General features: G+C 63.2%; 20 protein-coding genes and 1 pseudogene. 11 read left to right on the top strand and 10 right to left on the bottom strand.

Translation table 11 applies throughout. The features are described from left to right. Nucleotides 1-5: 5 nt before the first annotated feature. Genes lysA through ACK1VC_RS04165 form a run of 5 tightly spaced genes read left to right on the top strand, consistent with a single transcriptional unit; the run spans nucleotide 6 to nucleotide 4,403 of the window. On the top strand, nucleotides 6-1,253 hold the full coding sequence (gene lysA / locus ACK1VC_RS04185; protein WP_023047197.1) for a diaminopimelate decarboxylase: 1,248 nt from the start codon (nucleotides 6-8) through the stop codon (nucleotides 1,251-1,253). A gap of 4 nt (nucleotides 1,254-1,257) precedes the next feature. After that, entirely contained in the window at nucleotides 1,258-2,088 is an 831-nt protein-coding gene (dapF, locus tag ACK1VC_RS04180) for a diaminopimelate epimerase (RefSeq protein WP_016489770.1), read from the top strand. A 13-nt stretch (nucleotides 2,089-2,101) separates the two neighbouring features. Then, a complete protein-coding gene (locus tag ACK1VC_RS04175; protein ID WP_060519688.1) occupies nucleotides 2,102-2,812 on the top strand; it encodes a DUF484 family protein in 711 nt (236 codons plus the stop codon). Then, nucleotides 2,812-3,711 (top strand): tyrosine recombinase XerC, encoded by a 900-nt coding sequence (gene xerC / locus ACK1VC_RS04170; RefSeq protein WP_016489772.1) that lies wholly within the window; start codon nucleotides 2,812-2,814, stop codon nucleotides 3,709-3,711. Before ACK1VC_RS04175 ends, xerC begins: the two co-directional genes overlap by 1 nt. Next, the gene (locus ACK1VC_RS04165) at nucleotides 3,708-4,403 is read left to right on the top strand and encodes an HAD family hydrolase (protein ID WP_016489773.1); all 696 of its coding nucleotides are present in this window, start codon (nucleotides 3,708-3,710) and stop codon (nucleotides 4,401-4,403) included. Before xerC ends, ACK1VC_RS04165 begins: the two co-directional genes overlap by 4 nt. A 157-nt stretch (nucleotides 4,404-4,560) precedes the next feature. Here the strand turns inward: ACK1VC_RS04165 and sutA are convergent, their stop codons facing one another. The 3 genes from sutA to glnK all read right to left on the bottom strand — a co-directional run bounded on the left by sutA (nucleotide 4,561) and on the right by glnK (nucleotide 7,036). Next, a complete protein-coding gene (sutA, locus tag ACK1VC_RS04160; RefSeq protein WP_016489774.1) occupies nucleotides 4,561-4,890 on the bottom strand; it encodes a transcriptional regulator SutA in 330 nt (109 codons plus the stop codon). A gap of 429 nt (nucleotides 4,891-5,319) precedes the next feature. Next, nucleotides 5,320-6,651 carry an ammonium transporter gene (locus ACK1VC_RS04155; RefSeq protein ID WP_016489775.1) on the bottom strand — a complete coding sequence of 444 codons (1,332 nt, stop codon included), beginning with the start codon at nucleotides 6,649-6,651 and terminating at the stop codon, nucleotides 5,320-5,322. A gap of 46 nt (nucleotides 6,652-6,697) precedes the next feature. After that, nucleotides 6,698-7,036 carry a P-II family nitrogen regulator gene (glnK, locus tag ACK1VC_RS04150; RefSeq protein ID WP_002555808.1) on the bottom strand — a complete coding sequence of 113 codons (339 nt, stop codon included), beginning with the start codon at nucleotides 7,034-7,036 and terminating at the stop codon, nucleotides 6,698-6,700. Nucleotides 7,037-7,397: 361 nt separating this feature from the next. Between glnK and ACK1VC_RS04145 the strand changes: the two genes are divergently transcribed. The 3 genes from ACK1VC_RS04145 to ACK1VC_RS04135 are packed head-to-tail and all read left to right on the top strand — an operon-like array spanning nucleotide 7,398 to nucleotide 8,484. Beyond that, complete coding sequence (locus ACK1VC_RS04145) at nucleotides 7,398-7,664, top strand: accessory factor UbiK family protein (RefSeq protein ID WP_024717668.1); 267 nt, start codon at nucleotides 7,398-7,400, stop codon at nucleotides 7,662-7,664. Then, complete coding sequence (locus tag ACK1VC_RS04140; protein WP_449117857.1) at nucleotides 7,665-8,018, top strand: gamma-glutamylcyclotransferase family protein; 354 nt, start codon at nucleotides 7,665-7,667, stop codon at nucleotides 8,016-8,018. A gap of 37 nt (nucleotides 8,019-8,055) precedes the next feature. Then, nucleotides 8,056-8,484 carry a TOBE domain-containing protein gene (locus ACK1VC_RS04135; RefSeq protein WP_016489777.1) on the top strand — a complete coding sequence of 143 codons (429 nt, stop codon included), beginning with the start codon at nucleotides 8,056-8,058 and terminating at the stop codon, nucleotides 8,482-8,484. A 5-nt stretch (nucleotides 8,485-8,489) separates the two neighbouring features. On the opposite strand, the gene ACK1VC_RS04130 is transcribed toward ACK1VC_RS04135, so the two are convergent. Beyond that, on the bottom strand, nucleotides 8,490-10,508 hold the full coding sequence (locus ACK1VC_RS04130; protein ID WP_191087100.1) for a DUF4034 domain-containing protein: 2,019 nt from the start codon (nucleotides 10,506-10,508) through the stop codon (nucleotides 8,490-8,492). Nucleotides 10,509-10,765: 257 nt separating this feature from the next. Between ACK1VC_RS04130 and ACK1VC_RS04125 the strand changes: the two genes are divergently transcribed. After that, entirely contained in the window at nucleotides 10,766-12,256 is a 1,491-nt protein-coding gene (locus ACK1VC_RS04125) for a YifB family Mg chelatase-like AAA ATPase (RefSeq protein ID WP_191087101.1), read from the top strand. Nucleotides 12,257-12,455: 199 nt separating this feature from the next. Continuing rightward, nucleotides 12,456-14,243, top strand: a complete 1,788-nt coding sequence (locus ACK1VC_RS04120) for a monovalent cation:proton antiporter-2 (CPA2) family protein (RefSeq protein ID WP_095116218.1) — start codon at nucleotides 12,456-12,458, stop codon at nucleotides 14,241-14,243. A gap of 4 nt (nucleotides 14,244-14,247) precedes the next feature. Here the strand turns inward: ACK1VC_RS04120 and ACK1VC_RS04115 are convergent, their stop codons facing one another. The 3 genes and pseudogenes from ACK1VC_RS04115 to ACK1VC_RS04105 form a co-directional block, all read right to left on the bottom strand. Beyond that, the gene (locus tag ACK1VC_RS04115) at nucleotides 14,248-14,532 is read right to left on the bottom strand and encodes a HigA family addiction module antitoxin (RefSeq protein ID WP_024717670.1); all 285 of its coding nucleotides are present in this window, start codon (nucleotides 14,530-14,532) and stop codon (nucleotides 14,248-14,250) included. 11 nt (nucleotides 14,533-14,543) lie between these two features. Further along, nucleotides 14,544-14,822 carry a type II toxin-antitoxin system RelE/ParE family toxin gene (locus tag ACK1VC_RS04110; protein WP_080642829.1) on the bottom strand — a complete coding sequence of 93 codons (279 nt, stop codon included), beginning with the start codon at nucleotides 14,820-14,822 and terminating at the stop codon, nucleotides 14,544-14,546. Nucleotides 14,823-15,316: 494 nt separating this feature from the next. Continuing rightward, nucleotides 15,317-15,475: pseudogene (locus tag ACK1VC_RS04105) on the bottom strand (hydrolase); the annotation flags it as partial. 122 nt (nucleotides 15,476-15,597) lie between these two features. On the opposite strand from ACK1VC_RS04105, the gene ACK1VC_RS04100 reads away from it, so the two are divergent. Further along, the gene (locus ACK1VC_RS04100; protein WP_016489788.1) at nucleotides 15,598-16,509 is read left to right on the top strand and encodes a LysR substrate-binding domain-containing protein; all 912 of its coding nucleotides are present in this window, start codon (nucleotides 15,598-15,600) and stop codon (nucleotides 16,507-16,509) included. A gap of 139 nt (nucleotides 16,510-16,648) precedes the next feature. Here ACK1VC_RS04100 and ACK1VC_RS04095 read toward each other — a convergent pair whose 3' ends face one another. From ACK1VC_RS04095 to ycaC, 3 genes are all read right to left on the bottom strand, one after another. Beyond that, nucleotides 16,649-18,490 (bottom strand): amidohydrolase, encoded by a 1,842-nt coding sequence (locus ACK1VC_RS04095; RefSeq protein ID WP_161775552.1) that lies wholly within the window; start codon nucleotides 18,488-18,490, stop codon nucleotides 16,649-16,651. Nucleotides 18,491-18,735: 245 nt separating this feature from the next. After that, entirely contained in the window at nucleotides 18,736-19,056 is a 321-nt protein-coding gene (locus ACK1VC_RS04090; protein ID WP_016489790.1) for a hypothetical protein, read from the bottom strand. Between the two features lie 116 nt (nucleotides 19,057-19,172). After that, nucleotides 19,173-19,802: an isochorismate family cysteine hydrolase YcaC gene (ycaC, locus tag ACK1VC_RS04085; protein ID WP_016489791.1), complete on the bottom strand. Its 630-nt coding sequence runs from the start codon at nucleotides 19,800-19,802 to the stop codon at nucleotides 19,173-19,175. Nucleotides 19,803-19,914 lie beyond the last annotated feature (112 nt).

The raw sequence follows: 19,914 nt of genomic DNA, 5'->3' as shown, positions 1-19,914 counted from the left end.
ACCAGATGAACGCTTTCAACTACCGCGACGGCCAGCTGTTCGCGGAAGGGGTGGCCCTGTCGGCCGTCGCCGAACGTTTCGGCACCCCCACCTACGTGTACTCGCGCGCCCACATCGAGGCCCAGTACCGTAACTACGCCGATGCCCTGCAAGGCACCGAGCACCTGGTGTGCTTCGCGGTCAAGGCCAACTCCAACCTTGGCGTGTTGAACGTACTGGCGCGCCTGGGCGCAGGTTTCGACATTGTCTCCGGTGGTGAGCTGGAGCGCGTGCTGGCCGCTGGCGGGCGCGCCGACCGCGTGGTGTTCTCTGGCGTCGGCAAAACCCGCGAAGACATGCGCCGCGCCCTGGAAGTGGGTGTGCACTGCTTCAACGTCGAATCCACCGACGAACTGGAGCGTTTGCAAGTCGTGGCAGCCGAGATGGGCAAGGTTGCCCCGGTGTCGCTGCGGGTCAACCCGGACGTTGACGCCGGTACCCACCCGTACATCTCCACCGGCCTTAAAGAAAACAAGTTCGGCATCGCCATTGCCGACGCCGAGGCCATCTACGTGCGTGCCGCGCAGTTGCCGAACCTGGAAGTGGTTGGCGTCGACTGCCACATCGGCTCCCAGTTGACCACCGTTGAGCCGTTCCTCGATGCCCTGGACCGCCTGCTGGACCTGGTCGACCGCCTTGCCGACTGCGGCATCCACCTGCGCCATCTGGACCTGGGTGGCGGCGTTGGCGTGCGCTACCGCGACGAAGAACCACCGCTGGTGGCCGACTACATCAAGGCTATTCGCGAACGCGTAGGCACGCGCGACCTGGCTTTGGTGTTCGAGCCGGGCCGCTACATCGTGGCCAACGCTGGCGTGCTGCTGACCCGCGTGGAATACCTCAAGCACACCGAACACAAGGACTTCGCCATCATCGATGCGGCGATGAACGACCTGATTCGCCCTGCGCTTTACCAGGCCTGGATGGGTGTAAGCCCGGTCGTGCCACGCGAGGGTGAAGGCCGTGCCTACGACCTGGTCGGCCCGATCTGCGAGACCGGCGACTTCCTCGGCAAGGACCGTGTGCTGAACCTGGCCGAAGGCGACCTGCTGGCCGTGCAGTCCGCGGGCGCCTATGGTTTTGTCATGAGCTCCAACTACAACACCCGTGGCCGTTGCGCTGAAATCCTGGTCGACGGCGACCAGGCGTTCGAAGTACGCCGCCGCGAAACCATCGCCGAACTGTACGCTGGCGAAAGCCTGCTGCCGGAGTAAGCCCATGCTGCTGCGTTTTACCAAGATGCATGGCCTGGGCAACGACTTCATGGTCCTCGACCTGGTCAGCCAGCACGCGCATATCCAGCCCAAGCACGCCAAGCAATGGGGTGACCGGCATACCGGCATCGGCTTCGACCAGTTGCTGATCGTCGAGGCCCCGAACAACCCGGAAGTGGACTTCCGCTACCGCATCTTCAACGCCGACGGCTCCGAAGTGGAGCAGTGCGGCAACGGTGCGCGCTGCTTCGCCCGCTTCGTGCTGGACAAGCGCCTGACCGCGAAAAAGCGCATCCGCGTGGAAACCAAAAGCGGCATCATCGTGCTGGACGTGCAGAACGACGGCCAGGTGAGTGTCGACATGGGCCCACCGCGCTTCATCCCTGCCGACATTCCCTTTGTCGCTGATGAGCAGGCGCTGAACTACCCACTGGAAGTCGACGGCCAGCTGCATTCGATTGCCGCCGTGTCCATGGGTAACCCGCATGCCGTGCTGCGCGTCGATGACGTGCATACTGCCCCCGTGCATGAGCTGGGCCCGAAGATCGAAAACCACCCACGCTTCCCGCAGCGGGTGAATGCCGGCTTCCTCCAGGTCATCGACCGCCACCGCGCCAACCTGCGTGTGTGGGAACGCGGCGCGGGCGAAACCCAGGCCTGCGGCACCGGTGCTTGTGCCGCCGCCGTGGCAGCCATCAGCCAAGGCTGGATGGATTCCCCGGTATCCCTCGACCTGCCCGGTGGGCGCCTGCACATCGAATGGGCCGGCCCCGGCAAGCCCGTGGTGATGACCGGCCCGGCCGTACGCGTCTACGAAGGACAGGTTCGTCTCTAAGCGAGTAACCGCCATGACCGATCAGCCCCAGGTTGTACCCCAGCAGTCCGCCGAGCTCGATGCCGAAGCGGTGGTCGCCTACCTGCGCGCCCACCCCACCTTCTTTGCCGAGCACGACGAGCTGCTGATCGAACAGCGCATACCGCATCAGCGTGGCGACAGCGTGTCGCTGGTGGAACGTCAGCTCAAGCTGCTGCGTGACCGTAACATCGAGATGCGCCATCGCCTGTCGCAATTGATGGATGTGGCTCGCGACAACGACCGGCTGTTCGACAAGACCCGGCGGCTGATCCTCGACCTGCTCGATGCCGGCACCCTGGAAGAAGTGGTAATGGCGGTCGAAGACAGCCTGCGCCAGGAGTTCCAGGTGCCGTTCGTCAGCCTCATCCTGTTCGGCGACAACGGCGCGCCGGTCGGGCGCTGGGTCAGCAACACCGAGGCGCAACAGGCCATCGGTGCTCTGCTGGGCGGTGGCAAGACGGTCAGTGGCAACCTGCGTGAGCATGAGCTGGCCTTTCTGTTCGGTGAGGAACAGCGCCGGGAGGTGGGCTCCAGTGCCGTGGCCACCCTCGAATACCAAGGGCTGCACGGGGTGCTGGCGATCGGGAGCCGCGACCCGCAACACTACAAGAGCAGCGTCGGCACCCTGTTCCTTGGCTACATCGCCGAAGTGCTCGGCCGCGTTGTACCGCGCGTTACCCAGACCCTGCGCTCGGTACGCTGATGGAACGCCAACTGGAGGCTTATTGCGCACACCTGCGCAACGAGCGCCAGGTGTCGGAGCACACCTTGCTGGGCTACCGTCGCGACCTGGATAAGGTCACCGCCTACTGCAAGGAACACGGTATTGCCGGGTGGCAAGCGCTGCAAATCCAGCAACTGCGCCAACTGATCGCCCGCCTGCACCACCACGGCCAGTCCTCCCGCAGCCTGGCACGGCTGCTGTCGGCGGTGCGCGGCCTGTACCGCTACCTCAACCGCGAAGGCCTGTGCCAGCACGACCCGGCCACTGGCCTGAGCGCGCCCAAGGGTGAGCGCCGGTTGCCCAAGGTGCTGGACACCGACCGCGCCCTGCAGCTGCTTGATGGCGGCGTCGATGACGATTTTATTGCCCGTCGTGACCAGGCGATCCTTGAACTGTTCTACTCGTCGGGCCTGCGCCTGTCCGAGCTGACCAACCTCGACCTCGATCACATCGACCTTGCCGCCGGGCTGGTGCAGGTGCTGGGCAAGGGTGGCAAAGCCCGCGTGCTGCCCGTTGGCCGCAAAGCCCGCGAGGCGCTGCACGCCTGGTACCGCCTGCGCGGCATCGGCAACCCGCGTGACCGCGCGGTGTTCATCACCCGCCAGGGCAACCGCATCACTCCACGGGCTGTGCAGCAACGTGTGCAGAAGGCGGGTGAGCGCGAGCTGGGCCAGCACCTGCACCCACACATGCTTCGCCATTCCTTCGCCAGCCATGTGCTGGAATCGTCCCAGGACCTGCGGGCGGTGCAGGAAATGCTCGGCCATGCCGACATCAGCACCACGCAGATCTACACCCACCTGGACTTCCAGCACCTGGCCGCGGTGTACGACAGCGCCCACCCTCGGGCCAAACGCAGCAAAGGCACAGACTCATGAGCATCAAGCTGATCACGTTCGACCTCGACGACACCCTGTGGGACACCGCGCCGGTCATCGCCAGCGCAGAAGTCGTGCTGCGCGACTGGCTCGAAGCCAACGCCCCGATCCTGGGCGGGGTGCCGGTGGAGCACCTGTTTGCCATTCGCGAGCGGCTGGTACAGGCCGACCCCGGCCTCAAGCACCGCATCAGCGCCCTGCGCCGACGGGTGCTGTTCCATGCCCTGGAAGAGGTCGGCTACAGCGAGAAGCAAGCGCAGGCGCTGGCCAACGAAGGCTTTGAAGTGTTCCTGCATGCTCGCCACCAAGTGGAGATCTTCCCCGAGGTGCAGCCGGTACTGGAGGTCCTGCGTCACCATTACATCCTGGGCGTGGTCACCAACGGCAACGCCGACGTGAGCCGGTTGGGGCTGGCGGACTACTTCCGCTTTGCCCTGTGCGCCGAGGACCTCGGCATTGGCAAGCCGGACCCGGCACCGTTCCTGGAAGCCCTGCGCCGCGGCGAGGCGGATGCCAGCGCCGCCGTTCACATCGGCGACCACCCCGGCGATGACATCGCAGGCGCCCAGCGAGCAGGGCTACGGGCCGTCTGGTTCAACCCCCAGGGCAAGGCCTGGACGGGTGAGCAGGCACCGGATGCCGAAATCCAGCGCCTGTCGCAGCTGCCCGACGTCCTTTCCCGCTGGGGCTGACAAGAGACCGCCTCGAAATTTGCGTTGGTGCGTATATCGAGCGCCGCCCGCGCGGCGCATCGCGAGCTGCGCTCGATCTCACTGGCAATGAAAATATACCGGCAAACGCCCACAAAAAAGCCCGCAGCGACGGCGGGCTTTTTTTGCGGTCAGCCACTCAGATAGGGCGGCTGCCGTACTTGTTGTCCGGCTTTTTGGGCGGGTCGGCGACCACGTTGGCCTCGACTTCCTGCACCTTGCCACCGCGCGAAAGGAATTCTTCCATCGCCTTGGCCAGTGCATCACGCTCTTTCTGCTTAGCTTCCATGCTCGGCAGTTCGTCTACCGAAACAGCCGCCTTGGACTTGCCCTTGGCAGCGGGTGCCGGGCTGCTGTCGTCATCGCCCGCATCTTCGGCGACATCGTCAGCTGCCGCTTCGAGGCCTTCATCAACCTCGTCTTCATCGCCTACTTCGAGGTCGTCGTTTTCCAGATCGTCGTCGCTCATGTTCTACCTCATGACTTGCGAAAGCAGGTTAGTTATAGACCAGTGCAGCCGTAGACCGGCAGCCACCAGTGAAAATTCAACTGGCCGTGGGTTAGGCCACTGCCCTTGGGTCGGCGCTCCTGATGGGAGGCGGCACCCAGCAGGCCCTGCTCCTGGCAGGACCTGACAAATCCATCTAGCCCCTGCTGGCCACACGCTATTGGCAAGCCTAGCAAAGGCTGGCGAAGTGTGTGGACTACACGTCAAACACCCTTCGGCGCGCATTCTAGCGCGCCCGTGGAAAAAGCAAAGCTCCATAAACGCCCTGCGACTTGTAAGTTTTTTACCTACGTCGCGAACGTGCCGGATAAACCGTTTGCCAAGCGCGAAATGCTGAAAATCTGGCAAAAAAATGCCCGGCAAGCCGGGCAAGTTTTTACCGCGTTGCAGTTACAGGTTGTAGCCGCGTTCGTTGTGCTGAGCCAGGTCGAGGCCGACCGACTCTTCTTCTTCGTTGACCCGCAGGCCCATTACCAGATCCAGCACCTTGAGGATCACGTAAGTGACGATGGCGGTGTAGACCACGGTGAAGATCACGCCTTTGGCCTGGATCCAGACCTGCATGCCAATGTCGGTGACGGTGCCGAAGCCGCCCAGCGCCGGCGCTGCGAACACACCGGTAAGGATTGCCCCGATGATGCCGCCGACACCATGTACACCGAAGGCATCCAGCGAATCGTCATAGCCGAGCCTGCGCTTGAGGGTGGTGGCGCAGAAGTAGCAGATCACACCCGAAGCCAGGCCGATCACCAAGGCGCCCATCGGCCCCACGGTGCCTGCAGCCGGGGTGATGGCAACCAGGCCGGCAACCACACCCGAAGCGATGCCCAGGGCGCTGGGTTTACCGTGACCAATCCACTCGGCGAACATCCAGCCCAGCGCAGCAGCAGCGGTGGCGATCTGGGTGACCAGCATGGCCATGCCAGCGGTGCCGTTGGCGGCGGCGGCGGAGCCTGCGTTGAAGCCGAACCAGCCGATCCACAGCATGGCCGCGCCCATCAGGGTGTAGCCCAGGTTGTGCGGGGCCATCGGGGTGGTCGGGTAGCCCTTGCGCTTACCCAGCACCAGGCAGCAGACCAGGCCTGCGATACCGGCGTTGATGTGCACCACGGTGCCGCCAGCGAAGTCCAGTACGCCCCAGTCCCACATCAGTGCACCGTCACCGCTCCACACCATGTGGGCGATCGGCGCATACACCAGGGTGAACCAGATGCCCATGAACACCAGCATCGCAGAGAACTTCATGCGCTCGGCGAAGGCACCCACGATCAGTGCCGGGGTGATGATGGCGAAGGTCATCTGGAAGGTGATGAATACCGCCTCAGGGAAGAGTGCAGTGGCCGACGTCAGGTTCTCGGGCGTGACGCCGCTGAGGAAGGCCTTGGAGAAGCCCCCGACGAAGGAGTTGAAGTTGAGCACGCCCTTTTCCATACCGGTGGTATCGAAGGCCATGCTGTAGCCGTAAACGACCCAGAGAATGCTCATCAGGCCGGTGATTGCAAAGCATTGCATCATCACCGACAGCACGTTCTTGGAACGCACCATGCCGCCATAGAACAGGGCCAGGCCCGGGATAGTCATGAACAGCACCAGCGCCGTTGCGGTCAACATCCAGGCGGTGTCGCCGGAGTTCAGCGCTGGGGCGGCTTCCTCGGCCAAGGCAAGCCCGGGCATTACGAGGGACAATAGGGCTCCTAGCCCTGCGATCTTACGCAGAGTCATGTTGTTTTCTCCTGGGGCGTTGGGTTTGGTGAGGCGTTGTTGCTGCTTAGATCGCGTCGGTATCGGTTTCGCCGGTACGGATGCGGATCGCCTGCTCCAGATTCACCACGAAAATCTTGCCGTCACCGATCTTGCCGGTGTTGGCTGCCTTGGTGATGGCTTCGATTACCCGATCAAGGTCCTTGTCATCGATGGCAACATCGATCTTCACCTTGGGCAGAAAATCGACCACATATTCAGCACCGCGATACAGCTCGGTGTGGCCCTTCTGCCGGCCGAAGCCTTTGACTTCAGTAACAGTGATGCCCTGCACGCCGATTTCCGACAGCGACTCGCGCACGTCGTCCAGCTTGAACGGCTTGATGATGGCTGTGACTAGCTTCATGAAACTCTCTCCCGATTTGGTGGACTTGCCCCAGGAAAACAAACCCGTCTCAAGTCTAAGCGCAGCGGTTGGCTTTGTAACGCGTCGTCGGCATCCGGCTCCGCGTGCGCACTGCTTGGTCACAAGGAACTGCATCAGTGCATGGCTCGTACAGGTCTTTGCAGAAACCTTGCCAGTTCCGGCAAATCACCGGAAAACAGCGAGTTATGCGAAAGGGTCGGGATTGGCCAGTCGCCAGCATGGGAAACATGCACAGTTTCGGTGCGCACCGGCAGGGCGCATTGCGCGAAAAACGTGCACCCAAACGTCCAGTTTGTGCGTGCTACACTGCCGGCCATTCTAAGTTTCAGTGGACTGCCCCATGCTTGCGCCCAAAGCCCTTCTCGATGCCCTGAGCGACCAGGCCTCGCGCCTGTTCAGCAGCGATACCGCCCAGCCCCGTGCAGAACTCGAAAGCCAGTTCAAGGTGCTGATGCAAGGTGCCTTCAGCAAGCTGGACCTGGTCAGCCGTGACGAATTCGACAGCCAGATGGTCGTGCTGGCGCGCACCCGCGCTCGCCTCGAGGCTTTGGAAAAACAAGTAGCCGAGCTGGAAGCACGGCTGAACCCGACCCCACAGGATCAGTGAATGCAGCCCTCCAGCGCATACCCGGTACTGCTGTTTTCCTACGGCACGCTGCAGGACAAGGCCGTGCAACGGGTCAACTTCGGCCGTGAGCTGAGCGGCCAGGCCGACCGCATGCCGGGCTACCGACAGGACTGGGTCGAGATCACCGACCCGGCTGTGCTGGCGGCTAGCGGCAAGTCCCATCACCCCATCGTTTCCCCCAGCAGCCAGGCCGACGACAGCGTGGCCGGCACGGTCTTCCAGATCAGCGAAGAAGAGCTGGCGGCGGCGGACCGCTATGAAGTTGCCGACTACAAGCGCGTCGCCGTCACGCTCGCATCGGGCCTGACTGCCTGGGTTTATGTGCGCGCCTGAATCCCTCTGGCGCGGGTTGTTACACGGAGCGTTCCCCATGAAAGTCAGCGCACGCAATGTTTTTGAAGGCAAAGTCACCAACGTTCAGCCCGGCGCGGTCAATGCCGAAGTCGAGCTGACCCTGGGTGGCGGCGAAAAGCTGGTAGCGGTGGTCACCATGGCCAGCCTGCATAACCTCAGCATCAACGTCGGCAAAGACGCCGTGGCGCTGGTCAAGGCGCCGTGGGTGGTACTGCTGACCGACGCCGCCGGCTACAAGCTATCGGCCCGTAACGCACTGGAAGGCGAAGTGGTGCGGGTGGGTGATGGTGCAGTGAATGCCGAAGTGGTGCTGAAGCTGGCCGGCGGCACCGAGGTGTTTGCCATCGTGACCCGCGAAGCCGTGCAGGAGCTGGGCCTGGCACCGGGTGTGAAGGCCACTGCGCTGATCAAGGCCTCGCACATCATCCTCGGCGCCAAGCCCTGAGGGTATCAGGCCGACGCCCGTAGCCGGCCCGGCTCGGATACTGCCTGTTTCGGCGGCAACTCGCTGGCGTGCAAGGTGCCGCGAAACAGGGTCGCACCACACTGGGTAACCAGGGTCTTCACCCGGTTGTGCGAGTTGAGGATCTCGGCCTGGATGTTTTCGATGGCTGAATCCCCAGGCTGCAAGGCAGCCGCACGGTTGGCCCATTCGATGGCAGCAAAACGGCTCTGCTTGCGAGTGCCGCGCCCCTGCATCCAGGCCAGCCCCAGTTCGGCGCTGGCCCGTCCGGCAACCCACGGGTCCGGGTGCTCGACCAGGCTCGACAGGTAGGCGACGGCCTCGGCCCGTTCCTGGACTTCGCCAAACTGGCGCAACAGGATACCCAGGTGCAAACGCGCACGCGCATTGGTGTGCGGATTACCCAGCGCATCGACCAGCAGGCGCCTGACAGCCAGCATGGCACTTCGCTCACTCAGGTCCTCATCACCCTCCATACGCAGGCAGGCGAGGTTGTACTTGGCCTGCCTGCTGCCCGCCTCTACCGCACGCTGCAGCCAATACTCAGCCGTCTCGTCGTCCAGATAGTGCGCCGGGGTGTTGCCCAGGCCGCCGCTGTGCAGCTCGTACAGGCCAAGGGCAGCACCCGGCAAGCTCAGCTCCGCAAAGCGCTCGTACAGGTAACAAGCCACCTCGTGCCGGTTGGCAGCCCACAGCAGCCGCGCCACAGCGAGCACATCGAAGCCTGGCGCATGGCCCGCGCGCTGGCGGGTCACCGCCACCTGTGACCAGAGCCTTGCCTGCTCGGCCGAACGCGGCAGCCCCCACAGGCCGAAGCGATGCCCGGCAGCGCGCATTGCACAAGCGCCAGCATGCGAGCGGCCTTCACACAGGCGCTCGATGGCGGTGCGCAACAGCTGATGCTCATCTGCCATGCCATCACACAGTATCAGCCCGACAAAACAGCGAAATGGCTCGCCCATCGCAGGGATGGCGCCATGACTGGCGTTGCATGCCAAGCTCGCGGCGAAATCACGCATACCGCCTGCATGGTCTTGCAAGGCACTGCTGCGCAGCGCGCCTCGCCAGGCCAGCACGACGGCGCTTTCCCTGGGCCTTAGCGGGCGTTGCAGCCAGCTATCGAACAGTTGCTGCCAATCCGCGACGGCCTGCAACTGCTCGGCATGTGGCAGCTTCAGCCGTTCTTCGACGGCCATCCAGCGCAACGCATTGCGCAGCGCTTCGTCCCACCCATCGCACAACGGCCCATTGGCCAACAGGTCCAGCGCATCAAAACTGGCCCCCCAACGGGGCAACAGGTAAACGGCCAGCGCCTGGATCGCTTCGAAACAACCAGGGCGGGCCACCAGCGCATGGCGCAACCAGTAATAGCGTGGTGCTTCGTTTTCGTGATCGGCCCGCCTGCTCAGGCACGCCGGTAATGCTTGGGGCAGCTCGGCCAAGGGCAACAGCCCGTACTTCACGAGCAAGGGGGCTGCGGCTTCCTGCGCTTCCACATCGGCATGGGCACTGGGCCTGTACCGCGCAGGCTGCCCCTGAAACAGTTCGATCAACCAGCCAGGTTCGCGCAGTTGCGCACTGACACGCAGCATGCCAATGGCCGCTGCCACGGGTTGTGCAGAGCGGTCCATTGCACGCAACAGGTGCGCGGTCGCGGTTTCACAAATTTGCTCGACGGCCAGCAAGCGGGCAGCGTTGCGTTGGCCACCATCCTGCACCTGGCAGGCCCGGTGGAAACAGTGCATGCCCATTACCACTTGCGGGTGGTAAGCCTTGGGGCAGGCATCAATCCAGGCTTTGAGCACTTGGCTCAGGGCCCTGTCACCCTGGTTTTCCAGGTCCACCAGCATGTGCCCTTCGATGGCCGCCAGGTAGGCCGGGAACTCGCCGGGCGCGGCTTGGCGCCATTGCGCCTCAAGGCTGTCGAAACACCGGGTGAGTTCAATGAATGAATTGGCCTGCACCAGTTCGCGAATCACCTGGCGCGTTTGGGCGAGCGTTTGCACGGCGCAATACCTCAAGTCCATTTGAAAGAAGACGCGGTGCCATCCCATGGCAACGGCATTTGCCCAACAACACTAAGCCATACCACCCACCTGCGCAAAGATTATTGGATCCATTTTTTGCCGATTTTAAAGAAAACACAGGGAAAAAACCTGCTCTGCAAAACCACGACGCACACTTGTTGCGCCTGTCGTGGCCACCATCGCTATCCTTGACCCAGCCGCAGGAAGCGGCCTTTTTCAGCGACAACGGAGCGTCCATGTCACTAGCCCTCGTCCACAGCCGCGCCCAGGTGGGTGTGCAGGCACCCGCGGTCAGCGTCGAAACCCACCTGGCCAACGGCCTGCCCCATCTCACTCTGGTCGGCCTGCCAGAAACCACGGTCAAGGAAAGCAAGGACCGGGTACGCAGCGCCATCGTCAACTCCGGGCTTAGCTACCCGCAGCGGCGCATTACCCAGAACCTCGCCCCCGCCGACCTGCCCAAGGATGGCGGGCGCTACGACCTGGCCATTGCCCTGGGTATCCTCGCCGCAGATGGCCAAGTGCCGACTGCCACCCTGGCCGATATGGAATGCCTGGGCGAACTGGCGCTTTCGGGGAAATTGCGCCCTGTCCAGGGCGTGCTACCTGCGGCCCTGGCGGCACGCGAAGCAGGCCGGGCGCTGGTGGTGCCACGGGAAAATGCCGAGGAAGCCAGCCTGGCAGGCGGGCTGGTGGTGTATGCGGTGGGCCACTTGCTGGAGTTGGTCGCCCACCTGAACGGCCAGGTGCCATTGCCGCCGTACGCGGCCAATGGCTTGATCCTGAATCAACGTCCCTACCCTGACCTGAGCGAGGTGCAGGGCCAACTGGCGGCCAAGCGCGCGTTGATGCTGGCGGCGGCTGGGGCGCACAACCTGCTGTTCACCGGGCCACCCGGCACCGGCAAGACCTTGCTCGCCAGCCGCCTGCCAGGGCTGCTGCCACCGCTGGACGAGCACGAGGCGCTCGAGGTGGCTGCCATTCAGTCGGTCAGCGGGCATACACCGCTGAGCAGTTGGCCGCAGCGACCGTTTCGCCATCCCCACCACTCCGCATCCGGCCCGGCACTGGTTGGAGGCAGCAGCCGGCCGCAACCGGGCGAAATCACCCTCGCCCACCATGGCGTGCTGTTTCTCGATGAACTGCCAGAGTTCGAGCGGCGTGTGCTGGAGGTGCTGCGCGAGCCGCTGGAGTCGGGCGAGATCGTGATTGCCCGGGCACGCGACAAAGTGCGCTTTCCGGCGCGCTTTCAGCTGGTGGCGGCGATGAACCCATGCCCTTGCGGCTACCTGGGCGACCCTACTGGCCGCTGCCGCTGCAGCACCGAGCAGATCGCGCGGTACCGCAACAAGCTATCAGGGCCGCTGCTGGACCGCATCGACCTGCACCTGACCGTGGCTCGCGAAAGCACCACGCTGAACAATCAGCCCTGTGGTGAAGCCAGTGCCGATGTGGCAGCCAGGGTAGCGAAGGCGCGGGAGGTACAGCAGCGCCGCCAAGGGTGCGTGAATGCGTTTCTCGACCTCGACGGGTTGCGTCGCCATTGCGGATTGACGGCGGCGGACCAAGCTTGGCTGGAAGGGGCCTGCGAACGGTTGACCTTGTCGTTGCGGGCAGCGCACCGGTTGTTGAAAGTGGCGCGGACACTGGCGGACCTCGAGGGTTGTGAGGCAATCGGCCGGCCACATCTGGCCGAGGCCCTGCAGTACCGGCCGGGGAGCAGTTAAATTGCCCTGGCTGCAAAGCGGCCCTGGAAATTTCAGCCCCAGCAGCAGAACCTGCGTTTGGCAGCGCCCTGCGGCAACTGTCCTTCTTTACGGGACAATGTTTCTCCCGGACAGCTGATTGTCTGCCCCCCCTCCACCCCTCAAAATCGTCGGCCAAACTGTTCAAATGCTGCCCCGGCAGCTCATGGAGTAAGAGTCAATGCCACACGAAGGCAGCCTTCTGCAAACCGCGGTGATCTTTCTGCTCGCGGCCGTCGTCGCCGTCCCCCTGGCCAAGCGCCTGCAACTGGGTGCCGTGCTCGGCTACCTGCTGGCCGGTGTAGCCATCGGCCCGCAGGCACTTGGCCTGATCCGCGACACCGAAAGCGTGGCGCACATTTCCGAGCTGGGCGTGGTCCTGCTGCTATTCATCATTGGCCTGGAGCTGTCGCCCAAGCGCCTGTGGCTGATGCGCAAGTCGGTGTTCGGCGTGGGTACCGCGCAGGTGCTGCTGACCGGCGCGCTGCTCGGTGCCATTGCCCTGTTCGGCTTCAGCCAGACGCTGCCGGCAGCCATCGTCCTCGGCCTGGGCCTGGCGCTGTCGTCCACCGCCCTTGGCCTGCAAAGCCTGGCCGAGAGCAAGCAGCTCAACGCCCCGCACGGCCGCCTGGCGTTCGCCATCCTGCTGTTTCAGGACATCGCTGCGATCCCGCTGATTGCTCTGGTACCGCTACTGGCCGCCAGTGGCCCGGACGCCAGCCACGGCGATAGCCTGCAACACGGCCTGAAGGTATTCGCCAGCATCGCCGTGGTGATCATCGGTGGTCGCTATCTGTTGCGCCCGGTGTTCCGCACCGTGGCCCGCACCGGCCTGCCGGAAGTGTCTACTGCCACCGCACTGCTGGTAGTGATCGGCACCGCCTGGCTGATGGAAGAAGCGGGTATATCCATGGCCCTGGGCGCCTTCCTCGCCGGCCTGCTGCTGGCCGACTCGGAATACCGCCACGAGCTGGAATCGCAGATCGAGCCGTTCAAGGGCCTGCTGCTGGGTTTGTTTTTCATCAGCGTGGGCATGGGCGCCAACCTTCGCCTGCTGCTGGATATGCCGCTGGTGGTGCTGGGCCTGACCCTGCTGCTGGTAGCAGTAAAGCTGGTGCTGCTGATCGGCGTCGGGCGCCTGGTCGGTGGCCTGAACAGCGCCAGCGCCCTGCGCCTGGGCATGGTACTGGCGGCCGGTGGCGAGTTCGCCTTCGTGGTCTTCAAGCTGGGCAAGGACCAAGGCCTGTTCGACACCCAGACCTACGACCTGCTGCTGATGACCATTACCCTGTCGATGGCCATCACCCCGCTGCTGATGCTGGGCTGCGCCCGCGCCCTCAAACGCCCGCAACCGGCGCGTGAAGTGCCCGAGCAGTACAAGCAGATCCAGACGGATACGCCGCGGGTGGTGATCGTCGGCATGGGCCGCATGGGCCAGATCGTCGCGCGCATCCTGCGGGCGCAGAAGATCCCGTTCATTGCCCTGGAAACCTCGGTGGACGCCATCGAGATGACCCGCATGTTCGAACAGGTGCCGGTGTTCTACGGCGACCCGCTGCGCCCCGAGGTGCTGCACGCCGCCAAGGTGGGTGAAGCGGAGTACTTCATCATCACCATCGATGACCCAGAAGCCGCCATTCATACCGCTGAACGGGTGAAACGCCTGTACCCGCACCTGAAGGTGCTGGCCCGGGCACGTAACCGCCAGCATGTGCACAAGTTGGTGGATGCAGGCGCCGAGCCGATTCGCGAGACGTTCTACTCCAGCCTGGAAATGACCCGCCGCGCGCTGGTGGGGTTGGGCTTGAGCGATGAACAGGCGGCGGACCGTATCGCACGGTTTACCCAGCATGACGAAGAAGTGCTGGTGGCCCAGGGGCAGGTACGCGATGACCGGGCCAAGGTGATGCAGACGGCCAAGGAGGCGCGGGTGGAGCTGGAGCGGTTGTTTGATTCGGATGCGGTTTGAGTAGTCAGGCGAACACCAACCGCTCTATTTGAGGATGCTCACGCTGAGCGGCTTGCCAAAGATCGTAAGCTGCCTGTTCGGCAAGGTATTGCCGGGCAGGCCCAAGGCCTGCCAGCTCAAGCCGATAAGCAAGATCGGCAGAAATGGCGGCGCGCCCATTGAGTACCGTGGACAACTGCCCCCGCGAATAGCCGAGGTGGCGAGCTAACTCAGAAACGTTCATGCCAATTGCGGGCAACACATCTTCTCGCAAAGACTCCCCAGGATGGGGAGGATCGAACATAGGCATGACTCAAGCTCCTAGTGATAATCCAGATAGTCAACAAGCTCCACATCGGTACCCACGAAGCGGAACACCACTCGCCAGTTACCCGAGACATTTACTGCCCAATAGCTTTCCAGCTTTCCGTGCAGAGGATGAAGACGGTAACCCGGCCGGTTCATGTCTGCTGCGGTTTGTGCAACTTCAAGAGAAGCCAGTAAACGCCGCAAGCGATTCACATGATCTGCACGCACTCCAGACGTGTCACGATGCTGATGGAGCAGCCTCAGGCCTTTGTGCCTGAAACTTCTTATCACCGATGGTTGAGTGTAAGGTCATGCCTTACACTTTTCAAGCTAGCGTTGGCGCTGCGCATGGAGTCACTCCTTGAAAAATTTCCGGGTGCTCAGTTTGCTCTCGGCGTGCCCGTTTAGCGCCGTTATGCCTTCCGCTCTTTCATGTAGGAGATTTCCGAGAAAGGTTTATAGCGTGGGGCCACGTCGTGCCCACCCCCTCCTGCGTGAATAGATGACACAGGCAAAAGCCTGTTCCGGAGCAACCTGAATGCGCTCGAAACGGCAGAAGGTTGCTTGAGTCGTTGCGGAAAGGGATTGAGCCACAGCCCATGAATTGATGCTGCCTGTACCGCCCTCTTCGCGGGTGAACCCGCTCCCACAGGATCACCACTGGTTCTGAAACTGTGCAGTACCTGTGGGAGCGTGCGTGCCCGCGAAGAGGCCGGTACAGCAAACAAAAAAAGCCGGCTCCCTGCAGAGGGAGCCGGCCTTTGTGCGTACTGCTACTGGTTTGCTTACTTACCCGCAGTCAGCGCGTTATAGCTGGTCATCAAATTGCGATAATCCGGAATGTGGTTGGAGCACAGCGCAGCCAGCCCTTCGACATCGTTGCGCCAGTCGCGGTGCAGCTCGCAGGCCACGCCGAACCAAGTCATCAGCTGCGCACCGGCCTGAAGGGTTATGAATCTTTCAGCAATCCGGTGTGTTTCGCGTTGATGGGCACAGATTAAAATCATCACCTTTGCTGCACTAGACTGCGAAAACCGCCCTTAGCGTTCCGTTTGGAGAACGATCATTGGAAGACCTCAACTCCCTCTACTACTTCACCCAAGTCGTGGAGCACGGCGGCTTCGCCCCGGCCGGGCGGGCGCTGGACATGCCCAAGTCGAAACTCAGCCGGCGCATCGCCGACCTTGAAGACCGCCTGGGCGTGCGGCTGCTGCACCGCACCAGCCGGCACTGCTCGCTGACCGAGATCGGCCAGGCCTACTACAACCGTTGCCTGGCCATGCGCGTGGAGGCCGAGGGCGCGGCGGAAATCATCGAACGCAACCGCAGCGAGCCGCGCGGGCTGGTGCGCATCAGTTGCCCGACCACCCTGCTCAACTCCTGGGTCGGGCCGATGCTGACCCGCTACATGCTCAAGTACCCGCAGGTGGAGTTGTTCATCGAGAGCACCAACCGCCGTGTCGACCTGCTGCACGAGGGCTTCGACATCGCCCTGCGCGTGCGCTTTCCGCCGCTGGAGAACACCGACATGGTGATGAAGGTGCTGAGCAACAGCACCCAGTGCCTGGTCGGCCAGCCGCACTACCTGGCGCAACTGCCCAAAGGGTTTGACCCGCAGCTGCTGGGCACGCTACCCAGCGTGCATTGGGGCAGTGCCCAGCGCGAGTACCAGTGGGAACTGTTCCAGGGTGAGGACAACAGCCGCAGCATCGTCATCCCGCACACACCGCGCATGGTGACCGATGACCTGTTTGCACTGCGCCATTTCGTGGTGGCCGGGGTGGGGATCGCGCACTTGCCGAGGGTGGCGGTTCGCGAGGACCTGGCTTCGGGGCGCTTGGTGGAATTGCTGCCTGAGTGGCACCCGCGATGCGGCATCGTGCATGCGATCTTCCCGTCGCGGCGGGGGTTACTGCCGTCGGTGCGGGCGCTGATCGATCATCTGGCTGAGGAATTTGCGATCAGCGACATGGCGTGAGTCGGTGGCTGTCAGTCACGGCCCTTTCGCGGGACAAGCCCGCTCCCACAAGTTACCCCACTGCCCTCGGGATGGGTGGTGAACCTGTGGGAGCGGCCTAGTCCGGCGAAGCGGCCGTCATTTATGCAGGCAAAGCAGCTCAGAAAGCAAAGCAGGAACAACCCAGCGAACCCCAGAAGCCCTGGAAGTCACTCACCGGGACACTCGAATGCCGTGCCTTCTCATGGCTGTGCGCATGCACCCCGCATGGCCCGCTGCACTGGTGCACGGCGGCTACCAAAGATGGCGTACCCACGCGCCAGTGCCCCGGCACCTTGGCCACCGGCGACCACTCCGGCAGTACCGGAACCTGCGCAGGGCCAAGCTTGTCGAACTCGCCAGCGCCGTACACCACCTTGCCATCGACGATGGTCAGCACCGACTCGATGCCCTTGATCGCCTCTTCCTCAACACTGAAAAAGTCCAGCGACAGCGCCGCCAGGTCTGCCAGCTGGCCCACCTTGATCTGGCCCTTCTTGCCCTGCTCGCTGGAGAACCACGCGCTGCCTTGGGTGAACAGTTGCAGTGCGGTGTCGCGGTCCAGGCCTTCCGGATACAACTCCATGCCGCCGACGGTCTTGCCGCTGACCAGCCAGTACAGCGAGGTCCACGGGTTGTAGCTGGACACGCGGGTGGCATCGGTGCCGGCCCCCACAGGCACGCCCATGTCGAGCATGCGCTTGATGGGCGGGGTCTGCTCGGCAGCCTTGGCGCCGTAGCGGTCGACGAAGTACTCACCCTGGAAGGCCATGCGGTCCTGGACGGCGATACCACCGCCCAAGGCGCGCACGCGCTCGATGTTCTGTGGGGTGATGGTTTCGGCGTGGTCGAAGAACCACGGCAGGCCGTTGAACGGGATGTCGCGGTTGACCTTCTCGAACACGTCGAGCATCCGCGTGATCGATTCGTTGTAGGTGGCGTGCAGGCGGAACGGCCAGCGCTGCTCGACCAAGTGCCGCACCACCGGTTCCAGCTCCTCTTCCATGGTCTGTGGCAGGTCCGGGCGTGGCTCGAGGAAGTCCTCGAAGTCGGCGGCGGAGAACACCAGCATTTCGCCGGCGCCGTTATGGCGCAGGAAGTCGGTGCCGCTGTGCAGCTTGACGCTGGAGGTCCACTTCTTGAAGTCGTCCAGCTCTTCCTTGGGCTTCTGGGTAAACAGGTTATAGGCGATGCGCACGGTCAGCTGGTTATTGTCGGCCAGCTCCTGGATAACCGAATAGTCGTCGGGGAAGTTCTGGTAGCCGCCGCCGGCGTCAATGGCACTGGTCAGGCCCAGGCGGTTCAGTTCACGCATGAACTGGCGGGTCGAATTGACCTGATACTCCAGTGGCAGCTTCGGCCCTTTGGCCAAGGTAGCGTAGAGAATCATCGCGTTCGGGCGGGCGATCAGCATGCCGGTCGGGTTGCCGAACTTGTCGCGCTGGATTTCGCCACCCGGCGGGTTCGGGGTGGCCTTGTCGTAGCCGACCGCCTTGAGCGCAGCGCGGTTGAGCAGCGCGCGGTCATACAGGTGCAACAGGAACACCGGGGTGTCGGGCGCAGCCTGGTTGATCTCCTCAAGGGTGGGCATGCGTTTTTCGGCAAACTGGAATTCGTTCCAGCCGCCCACCACGCGTACCCACTGCGGGGTGGGCGTGCGCGCAGCCTGGTCCTTGAGCATGCGCAGGGCATCGGCCACCGACGGCACGCCTTCCCAGCGCAGCTCCAGGTTGTAGTTCAGGCCACCGCGGATCAGGTGCAGGTGCGAGTCGTTCAGGCCGGGTATGACCGTGCGCTGCTTGAGGTCGATGATCTGCGTGGTAGTGCCCTTGTGGGCCATGGCCTCGGCATCGTTGCCCACGGCGATGAAGCGCCCATCCTTGATCGCGACAGCAGTCGCGGTAGGTTTTTCGCGGTCAACGGTGTGCAGTTTGCCATTGAACAGAATCAGGTCAGCGGTCATGGAACCTCCTTGGATGGATGCGTGAGCGGAACCGGCCTGGCCGGCGAAGGGCAATGCGGACCAGAGCGCGCCGGCCGCACCGAGCACGGTGCTGGTAGCGAGGAACTGGCGACGGGTCTTGTCGTTGCGGTCCTGGGACATAGGCTTCTCCGACTGGGGCCGGCAGGGCGACTGCGAAGCATGCCGGTTGACGCAAGGTCAGGGCTTGGCTGGATGTGCGGTGGGTTGAAGAAGGTTAGCCGTGTTCAAACCTTTTGCTGCCCGCGCAGCCAGTTGGCGCAGCGGCGGGTTACCCAAGGCATGATGTAGAACACCACGGGCAGGATGACGAACAGGTTGACGATCAGGTTGCCGGTGATCGGGCCGCCCAGCTGCGGGAAGCGTGCGAACAGCGGCGCTAGCAGCTGCGGAATGATCATGGTCATGGGGCAGATCACCAGGTAGGTCAGCAACGCCTGCTTCCAGCGTGGCGGTTGGGCCGGCGTGGAGTTCGTCGGGCTAGCGAGAACCTGGTGTTGCAGGCATACGGTCACCACTTCGCGGTTGTGTTGGAGTGCGGTGTTCATCGGCGTTCCTTGAGATGAGCGTGCCCGCATTCACTGTGCAACGGCGAACGGGCGGTGGATTGGATGGGTGTGCTGCCCTTGGCGGGCACCGACTGGCGGTGCCCGGGGCGGTCGGCTTACTTGCCGGCGTTGAAGGCGTTGTAGCTGGTCATCAGGTTGCGGTAGTCCGGGATGTGGTTGGAGCACAGCGCGGCCAGGCCTTCGACGTCGTTGCGCCAGTCGCGGTGCAACTCACACGCCACGCCGAACCAGGTCATCAGTTGCGCACCGGCCTGGCTCATGCGGTTGTGGGCGGCGTCGCGGGTCATGGCGTTGAAGGTGCCGGAGGCGTCGGTCACCACGAACACATCGAACTCTTCTTCCAGGGCCGCCAGGGCCGGGAAGGCCACACACACTTCTGTCACGACGCCGGCGATGATCAGCTGCTTCTTACCGGTGGCCTTTACCGCCCTGACGAAATCTTCGTTGTCCCAGGCGTTGATCTGGCCTGGGCGGGCGATGTACGGGGCGTCCGGGAACAGGGCTTTCAGCTCTGGCACCAGCGGGCCGTTGGGGCCTTGCTCGAAGCTGGTGGTGAGGATGGTCGGCAGGTTGAAGAACTTGGCCAGGTCAGCCAGCGCCAGCACATTGTTCTTGAACGCGTCTGGTTCGATGTCGCGGACCAGGGACAGCAGGCCAGCCTGGTGATCGACCAGCAGTACGGCGGCGTCGTCTTTGTTCAGGCGGTTGTATTTGAAGTTGGTCATGGTCGTTGCTCCTAAGGGTTTCTGTTTTCAGCAAGTTGGGTGTTTCGCGTTGATGGGAGAAGATTAAAACCATCACCTTTGGAGCGGTAGATAGTGGTTTTTGGCTTTAGCG

Source organism: Pseudomonas sp. XP2 (assembly GCF_053557975.1).
The sequence above is the reverse complement of the archived record's forward strand: the minus strand, read 5'-3'. Positions and strand labels throughout refer to the sequence as shown.